The organism is Shigella sp. FC1567 (assembly GCF_001743015.1).
Classification (GTDB): domain Bacteria; phylum Pseudomonadota; class Gammaproteobacteria; order Enterobacterales; family Enterobacteriaceae; genus Escherichia; species Escherichia coli.
Map to the genome: position 1 here is coordinate 1 of NZ_MIIV01000091.1, position 8,046 is coordinate 8,046.

Genomic DNA, 8,046 nt, shown 5'->3' on the forward strand with positions numbered 1-8,046 from the left:
TTTCTGGTGCGTACCGGGCTGAGAGGCGGTGTAAGTGAACTGTAGTTGCCATGTTTTACGGCAATGAGAGCAGAGATAGCGCTGATGTCCGGCAGTGCTTTTGCCGTTACGCACCACGCCTTCAGTAGCGGAGCAGGAAGGACATCTGATGGAAATGGAAGCCACGCAAGCACCTTAAAATCACCATCATACACTAAATCAGTAAGTTGGCAGCATTACCTAAAAAGTCTGGCCAGTTTTTTTCAAAGTAAATACCTTTAATACACGGTTGCATACGTAAAGACTTCACTTCGGTAATAAAAGAACCTTGCGAATATTGAATCGTTAATCTGTGATTTTTGTCTTCAGCACGTTCAGAGCGAAAACGCCATTCTTCTTTTGCGCCGCGACGAGTTTGTGGGAGGCATTTGCCTTGTGGATCAATAACCATCCGTGCTCCACGACTGCCACCACCTGCGTCAATATAATGCGTCAATTGCGTTAATACGGCGGCAGAAGTCAGCGTCATATGCCGCCACATAAACAGTTCGGCAATTTCGCCTGCGTGATTGATGGTTAAACCGTGTTGTTGTACAAACTCACTTAGCAGCAGGGCGTCACGGGTGGCATGACGAACTTTATCGGCATGACAAATAAATCCGGCGTAATCAGACATTCGCGCCTGGATTTTGTCTTTCACCGTTACCAGCGCCATTCCGTTCTCGTTTGCCAGTGCCTGAGCGATAACTTCTCTGACTATATTCAGAGATGAGGCTACCAGCTGCGCGACATCACCCTCAACAGACCGCTTTTGCGTGCAACCAATAAAACGTGCCAGACGAACAGCAAAAACCTGCCCGGCATTCAATGCTGCACCACTAGGGCGAGTGACGCCGTGTGTGCCAGCAACTTCCCCCACGGCGAAACAGCCGGGCAGGGAGGTTTGTCCCCAGATATCCACTTCAATGCCGCCATTCATATGCTGATTATTCATGGCAAACTGCAAAGGCTGTGTGGTGAGATCGTAACCGTGCATCTTATACAGCGAGATAGACAGCGGATTCATTCGTTGCAGCCGTTCGATGGGCGATGGTGCCAGAGCGTCGTTATTTTCCAGATACGCGCGAACGTCGTCGTCCAGTCGATCTAATGAGAACGGCAGGTCACCCGGCACCGCTTCAGGATTGCGATTGAAATCCATAAATACCTGACGCCCTGATTGCTGCTCTTGCGCTACTGCCATATCTAACAAGCTGGAGCCAAAATCCATCACCCGAGTGGCGTGGAACGGCCACTGATAGCCTTTACGGAAAATGTTTGAAGCCAGCTCCTGGGTGGTGCGATAGTAATCGCGAGGAAGTTATACTCGTTACCCTCAGCATCCACGGAATAGATATACGGGATCACCTGTACATAGGTGCCGGATAAATTCCACGGAAACGTGCTACGCGGCGTGCCTATACCAAACTGGCTTTCGGTCAGATTGGTTAGCGTCAGACCTTCCTCCAGCGCCAGCCCCAGCGAGCCGAAGCATTTATGTGGATAAACACTGTCGCGATAAAGCTCGCCCGGTCCGCCCGTTGCCAGTACCACATTGGGCGCAGTCACAATTGCCAGCCCCCATGGGTTATGGGCGCGATGACCGGTCGCGAGGATTGCCCCTGCCACGCGGTCTTCGCCGTTTTCGTCACGCTGATGCAGCAGTTTAATCACTGTTGCACTGGTCAACACTGGAATGGCGAGGCGCTGTACTTCTTCCAACAGCACTTTCACCATTAACCTTGAGGTACGCGGCCCACACGAGGTTGCACGCCCGGCTTCGTCATGGTCGGTTTGATAACGAAGAATCGCGCCATAGCGATCTTCCGGTAATTCCAGACCAAGATATTGCAACCCGCCTAGAGTGTGCAGAGAACCTACCGCTTCGACATAAGCGGTGTCGTGATCCATCGCCCCACCGCTCGCCAGTGCCTCTGCCAGTTTGGTGAAGTTGTCGCCGTTGCCCGCGGTAGCGGCGGTAAATAGTGTCTGTTTATCGGAACCAGAACATGCCGACGTCCCCATATATAACCCGGCGGTAGCGATCAGCACATTTTGCTGGCGGCGTTTAAGTTCAACTGCCGCACGTAATCTTGCTGCACCACTGCCGACTACCAGGGCATCTGTTTGCCAGAGTGGGTAATTAACACCGTCTACCGTGACAACCCATGCGGGCTCTGCCTGTGCAAAACCCTTTGGGAAAGTAACGTGCGTCAGCGCATCAAGGATGGTGTCATCAAGCTGACTCATGCATCCTCCATCGGCGTAAACAGGCTACTTTCCATCAGGCGTGGGTGCTTGATAATTGGACGGAAAGCCATATACGGCAGAATGTCGCGCTCAATCTCCACACCCGGCGCGATTTCAATTAATTCAACGCCTTCTGCCGTTAACTGGAATACTGCGCGTTCAGTGATATACAACACTTCCTGACCACTTTGCTGTGCGTAGGCGGCGCTAAAAGTGATTTTTTCCACCTTGGTAACCAGTTTAGGGATTTGACCTGACTGGGCGATATGCAAGCCATCTGGTGTTATATCGATCTTGCTGCCTTTAGCGTCGAACGTGCCGCAGAACACCACTTTACGGGCATTTTGCGCAATTTCGAGAAATCCGCCGGGGCCAATCAGATTGCCATTGAGATGGGAGACGTTGACGTTACCGTACTGATCCATCTCTCCCATGCCGAGGAAGGTGATATCGATCCCTCCGCCACTGTAGAACTCAAATTGATCGAGTGATGGAATAATGGCATCGGCGTTGCGGGCGCAGCCGAAAAACGCATCATCCAGCATCATGCCGTTATGTACGCCTTGCTCGACGCTCAGCCATAAACTTTGGTAAGGAACGCCTTCGCGCAGCGCTACTCCTGGAACGCCGCCGGGAATACCAAAGCCAAAGTTGGTTGAAGCGCCAGCTACCAGTTCGCGTGCTGCCCGACGGGCAATCAGGCGACGTACCGGATGACTAACCAGTTCAATAGCGTCGTTAGAACTCAGACGGCGATGTTGGCCGCTGATGGTCAGGTCGTAACCGCCAAGATAGGTTTGTGGCTGTTTGCGGTGTTCAACGATGCCATCAACTAGAATGCCCGGTAATTTGACTCGGCGTGGTTCAATCGCGCCAGCTTCCAGCACATCGCGTACCTGTACGAACACTTTGCCGCCGCTGTTGTGTGCTGCCAGCGCCATGGAATAGCTATCCATATCAATCGCTTCTTCTTCAAGGCTGACGTTGCCTCGAGGATCGGCATAAGTGCCACGCAAAATCGCGTAATCCACTTTGAAAGGGCGATAACGAAGTTTGGTTTTACCGTCGATTTCAATCAGTTCTACCAGGTCGTCGGTAGTGCATTCATTCGACTTACCGCCGCCATTGCGTGGATCAACAAACGATCCCAGCCCAACGTGGGTAAAAAGCCCCGGACGTCCGGAGCCGATCTCCCGTAGCAGTGCCTGAATCACGCCACCAGGAAAGCAGTAGGCTTCAATCGTGTTATTTTTTACCAGCGCCTGCATTTTGGGCGACCAGGTAAAGTGCCCGGCAATAATGCGTTTGAGCATCTCTGCGTGCGCAAAACGGTTAGTGCCTTTGCAGTCGCGATCGCCAATACCCAGCGAGTGGATTAGCGTCAGGTCGCGAGGGTGTCCGGTTTGCAGGAAACGCGCTTCAATAGCAGCCAGAATATGGTCGGCTTCTACCATACCGCCGCCGTTACCGCTAATAGCAATAGTCGCACCGTCCTGAATTTGCGCCGCCAGTGCCTCGGCGGTTGTTATCTTACGCATACAATTTCCTTATTGATTATGGAAGCTCACGCTACTTTTTTCGGCAAAGGCGCGCGTCGCCTGCTGGCAATCCTGAGTGGCGGACATTAATCCGGCCAGTAGCTGGTGCGGGTAATCGGCATGTTTATTTTCCAGTGCCAGAATCAGTTGCTTAATATGCGCCAGTGCCACCGGACCGCATTTTTCCAGCTGCGCTAACTGGTTCGCCATCCAGCTTTCCACCTGTTCTTTTTCTACCACTTCATCAATTAAATTCGCCGCCTGAGCTTCCTGCGCCGTCAGGCGTTTACCCAGCATCAGCATCTGGCGACCGACCACCGGACCGACCTGATTAAGCACACGTTCAATGCCCATCCAGCCAGGCACCATGCCGAGCATCACTTCCGGGTTAGAGAATTTCGCGCCGGGGCGGGCAATACGAATATCGCAGCACAAGGCCAGTTCAATACCACCGCCGATGGTATGACCGTTGAGATTCGCAACGGTTAATTGGGGTATGTTTCGCAGGCGATTAAAAACGTCATTACCGCGTTTAATCCATTTTCTGCCCATATCTAATGGCGAATAGGCCGACCACGATTTAATATCGCCGCCCGCACAAAAGAATTTATCGCCGGTTGCCGTTAATTCGACTAATCGTAATGTGGTGTCGTTTTCAATTTCATTTAAATAATGGTCGAGAGATTCGATCATCTCTTCGTTAATAGCATGACATTTATCTTCACGGTTCAATGTCAGGCGGCAGGAAGCCGCCACTCTGCTGAACAGAACGGGTTGGTCACTCATGATCATTCCTTAACAATAATGCGCGATGCGATCGACGCTAATATCCAGCGTGCTGTTAATATCTTTCTGCCACCAGTAAGGCGAGAATATTTCCAGTTCAATAGCACCATTAAATCCGGCGTTTTCAACCAGCCGACGAATTGACGGAATATTGATGACGCCATCTCCCGGCATACCACGGTCATTGACCAGATCAGTGGTCGGCACTAACCAGTCGGAAACATGAAACGCGAGGATGCGTTTTCCGGCACGCAGGATCTGACTGGCGAGATCCGGATCCCACCAGACGTGATAAACATCCACCGCCACGCCGAGGCCAAACTCACCATCGGGATCGAGTTCATCACACCAGTCCAGCGCCTGACGTAACGTGCACAGGCAAGAGCGATCGGCAGCTGTCATCGGGTGCAGTGGCTCCAGCGCAATTGGCACGCCGACATCTTTCGAATGTGGCAGCAACTGGCGAATCCCTTGTTTCACTTGTTCTCGCGCTTCATATAGATCTTTAGTGCCCGTTGGCAGACCGCCAACCACCTGCATATAACAGGCGGCGTTAAGCACCGCTGCGTCGTCCAGCGCCCGGCGGTTATCATCAATCGCCAGTTTGCGTTCCGCCAGTGTCGGCGCGGTGTAGTAAGTGCTACGGCACAAACCGGAAACGCTCATGTTACTGGCGGCAAGCTGGCGGGTGATTTGCTGGAGATCTTCACCCTGCAACTCCCTGCGCCAGGGGGCAATTGCGCCAATACCGCGTGCGGCGCAGGCATCAATAATGGCGGGTAGCGGCGTTTTATAGCCCAGTGTCGCGGTATTGATACTGAATAAATCCGGGCGTTGTAACAGATCTCTCATGATTCAGCCTCAGAAGCGCGGCATACTTAAGCCGCCGTCGATGGCGACCGCCTGACCACAGGTGTAAATCAGTTTACCTTCCGCCATCGCGCGGACGGTGGAAGCAATATCAGCCGGATAACCCCAACGTCCCCACGGCACCAGACCTTTGGCAATCAGTTCGTCGTAATAAGCCGTTGCCGGAATAGTCATATCAGTTTTGATGAGACCAGGGCGCACTTCATAAACGCCAATTTGTTCATTACAAAGGCGAGCAGCAAACAGACGAGCAGCGGCAGAAACGGCGGTTTTGGCAATGGTGTATTCGCCGCGATTCATCGCCAGCATGATGGCGTTGATGGAACTGACGAAAATAATCGAGCGGTGCGGCAGCTCCGCTTCCGGTTTCGGCTGTGCCAGTAAGCGCTTACTGAATGCCTGAGCAAGGAAGAACGGCGCGCGGGTGTTAATGGCAATGTTTTGATCGAAGCTGTCTGGTTCGAGGTCGAGGAGGTCACCGCGTTTTTTCACTGAAATCCCCGCGTTATTGAGCAGACACTCCAGCCGCCCCCACTGGTTTTGCGCCGCGTCGAGCATCTCCTCATGCAGAGATAGATCACCGACATCAGCAGGGAAGCAAATCACTTCCACGCCTTCCGCCAAACATTCTTGTTGTGTGATATGCAGTTTTTCTACGCTGTCGGCATCGGGACGATCGTTAATCAGCAGGTTAAACCCGCCACGAGCAAGCTCCTGCGCACAGCCCTTTCCAATACCGCGAGCGGCTCCGGTAATCACGGCAACAGGACGAGTGGATTTCATACAATAGCTCTCTTTTTTGAATTTTGTTTCCTTGGTGATGATTAGCTTGCGACTGGAGGATAAAAAGGTCAACCATCTAGTTGGTTGATATGCGATGACGATCACAGGACATTTGATAACCTGATGAAAGTACAAGTTTTTGCCCTTTTTTCTGAAGCTGAAATCAAATCAGGTTATGATAGTCACCACGAAGAGGTCGTGGGGAAGCGTTATGTATCTTGATACCAGCAACGTACAGAGCCTGAAGGAAAAGCTGCTGTTATGCGCGGTTAATGAATTTGCCGAATATGGTTATGAAGGGGCCAGGGTCGATAATATTGTTAAGGCTGCGGGGTGTAGTAAACAGACGGTTTATCATCACTTTGGTAATAAAGAAAATTTATTTATTAAAGTACTGGAATATACCTGGAACGATATTCGACAAAAAGAAAAGGCCCTTGATTTCTCAGATCTTCCGCCACAAAAAGCTATTGAGAAAATTATTGATTTTACATGGGATTATTATATTGCTAACCCCTGGTTTTTAAAAATTGTGCATAGTGAAAATCAAAGTAAAGGTGTGCATTATGCAAAATCACAGCGTCTCTTAGAAATTAACCATGCGCACTTGCAGTTAATGGAATCCTTATTGGATGAAGGGAAGAAACACAATATTTTTAAGCCAGATATCGACCCATTGCAGGTGAATATTAATATTGCTGCGCTTGGCGGATATTATTTGATCAACCAGCATACGCTTGGCCTGGTTTATCATATCAGTATGGTTTCCCCCCAGGCACTGGAAGCCAGACGTAAGGTCATCAAAGAGACAATCCTTAGCTGGCTTTTGGTTGACCCTTCATCTACCGCGCACGAATAAAACTGCCATCCGGCTGGCGGGTGAACAGGACCTGTTGATTATTCCCCGTATCAATGGTTAAGCCCGTCACCACGCCGCTGGCGTTCTGGCGAATTTTCACCATCTGCCCGTTTTGCAAATTACTCAGCGGCTTACCCGCGCCTTCTACCTGCGCCATTGCATAGACATCGGTAGCGGGCAGTCCGTGGTCGCGGAACAGCTGCGCCATCGTTTTACCGGGTTCGACACGGTAAGAGCGCCATTGATTATCAATTCCGCTATCTGGCTGGAATGGTTGCGTTTGGGTAGTTTGCGGCTGCTCTTCTGGCTGGCCTTCCTGTATAGGTTCTGGAGCGACCGGAGCCACCTGATCAGGATCATTTTGTGGTGTGACTAATTGCGCCCGCAGCTGTTCTTCTGTCGGCGGTTGTGATTGCGACTGAATATCTAACTGCGCTTCACGCGTCACCACCGGCGCGTTGGGCGTATCATCAGATGGAAGCAGAAATCCGACCACCAATACAATGGCGGCAATAATGATCCCCCGACGATGCATCGGCGGCAGCGGGTCCATGAAGCGAAAATTGTCCGGCGCGTGCCAGACTTTCTCCAGGGTTGGTTTTAGTTCAAAGCGCCCGGGCATGGTTTCCTCCTGCTCCGCGTCTTGTTCCTCAATCATAGCCTATGAATAAGCTAACGCTATGATGTCCGTGGTAAACCCGCCTTTATTATATTCATACGGGGGTAATGCTGCCAACTTACTGATTTAGTGTATGATGGTGATTTTAAGGTGCTTGCGTGGCTTCCATTTCCATCAGATGTCCTTCCTGCTCCGCTACTGAAGGCGTGGTGCGTAACGGCAAAAGCACTGCCGGACATCAGCGCTATCTCTGCTCTCATTGCCGTAAAACATGGCAACTACAGTTCACTTACACCGCCTCTCAGCCCGGTACGCACCAGAAA

Annotated in this window: 8 protein-coding genes and 1 pseudogene; 2 read left to right on the top strand and 7 right to left on the bottom strand. The window is 51.3% G+C overall.

The window, feature by feature from the left end; genetic code table 11:
* From BHE85_RS07085 to BHE85_RS07110, 6 genes and pseudogenes are all read right to left on the bottom strand, one after another.
* On the bottom strand, positions 1-165 hold a 165-nt coding region (locus BHE85_RS07085), incomplete at its 3' end, for an IS1 family transposase (RefSeq protein WP_047664789.1).
* A gap of 28 nt (positions 166-193) precedes the next feature.
* A pseudogene (locus BHE85_RS07090) lies at positions 194-2,268 on the bottom strand (FAD-binding protein).
* Complete coding sequence (locus BHE85_RS07095; RefSeq protein WP_001226967.1) at positions 2,265-3,806, bottom strand: acyl CoA:acetate/3-ketoacid CoA transferase; 1,542 nt, start codon at positions 3,804-3,806, stop codon at positions 2,265-2,267. Before BHE85_RS07095 ends, BHE85_RS07090 begins: the two are co-directional and overlap by 4 nt.
* Before the next feature lie 9 nt (positions 3,807-3,815).
* Positions 3,816-4,592, bottom strand: coding sequence for an enoyl-CoA hydratase/isomerase family protein (locus tag BHE85_RS07100; protein ID WP_001283564.1), 777 nt, complete (start codon positions 4,590-4,592; stop codon positions 3,816-3,818).
* 9 nt (positions 4,593-4,601) lie between these two features.
* Positions 4,602-5,444: a sugar phosphate isomerase/epimerase family protein gene (locus BHE85_RS07105; RefSeq protein WP_001205246.1), complete on the bottom strand. Its 843-nt coding sequence runs from the start codon at positions 5,442-5,444 to the stop codon at positions 4,602-4,604.
* A gap of 9 nt (positions 5,445-5,453) precedes the next feature.
* Positions 5,454-6,245, bottom strand: a complete 792-nt coding sequence (locus BHE85_RS07110) for a 3-ketoacyl-ACP reductase (RefSeq protein ID WP_004988495.1) — start codon at positions 6,243-6,245, stop codon at positions 5,454-5,456.
* Positions 6,246-6,456: 211 nt separating this feature from the next.
* Between BHE85_RS07110 and BHE85_RS07115 the strand changes: the two genes are divergently transcribed.
* Positions 6,457-7,104 (top strand): TetR/AcrR family transcriptional regulator, encoded by a 648-nt coding sequence (locus BHE85_RS07115; protein ID WP_004988563.1) that lies wholly within the window; start codon positions 6,457-6,459, stop codon positions 7,102-7,104.
* On the opposite strand, the gene ytfB is transcribed toward BHE85_RS07115, so the two are convergent.
* Complete coding sequence (gene ytfB / locus BHE85_RS07120; RefSeq protein ID WP_001119478.1) at positions 7,088-7,726, bottom strand: cell division protein YtfB; 639 nt, start codon at positions 7,724-7,726, stop codon at positions 7,088-7,090. The two genes, BHE85_RS07115 and ytfB, sit on opposite strands and share 17 nt — an antisense overlap.
* Positions 7,727-7,881: 155 nt before the next feature.
* On the opposite strand from ytfB, the gene BHE85_RS07125 reads away from it, so the two are divergent.
* A partial coding sequence (locus BHE85_RS07125) for an IS1 family transposase (protein WP_047664789.1) occupies positions 7,882-8,046 on the top strand: 165 nt, incomplete at its 3' end.

Coding starts and splice junctions, on each gene's coding strand:
- BHE85_RS07095 (WP_001226967.1), bottom strand. CDS start 3,806: ATGCGTAAGATAACAACCGCCGAGGCACTGGCGGCGCAAATTCAGGAC.
- BHE85_RS07100 (WP_001283564.1), bottom strand. CDS start 4,592: ATGAGTGACCAACCCGTTCTGTTCAGCAGAGTGGCGGCTTCCTGCCGC.
- BHE85_RS07105 (WP_001205246.1), bottom strand. CDS start 5,444: ATGAGAGATCTGTTACAACGCCCGGATTTATTCAGTATCAATACCGCG.
- BHE85_RS07110 (WP_004988495.1), bottom strand. CDS start 6,245: ATGAAATCCACTCGTCCTGTTGCCGTGATTACCGGAGCCGCTCGCGGT.
- BHE85_RS07115 (WP_004988563.1), top strand. CDS start 6,457: ATGTATCTTGATACCAGCAACGTACAGAGCCTGAAGGAAAAGCTGCTG.
- ytfB (WP_001119478.1), bottom strand. CDS start 7,726: ATGCCCGGGCGCTTTGAACTAAAACCAACCCTGGAGAAAGTCTGGCAC.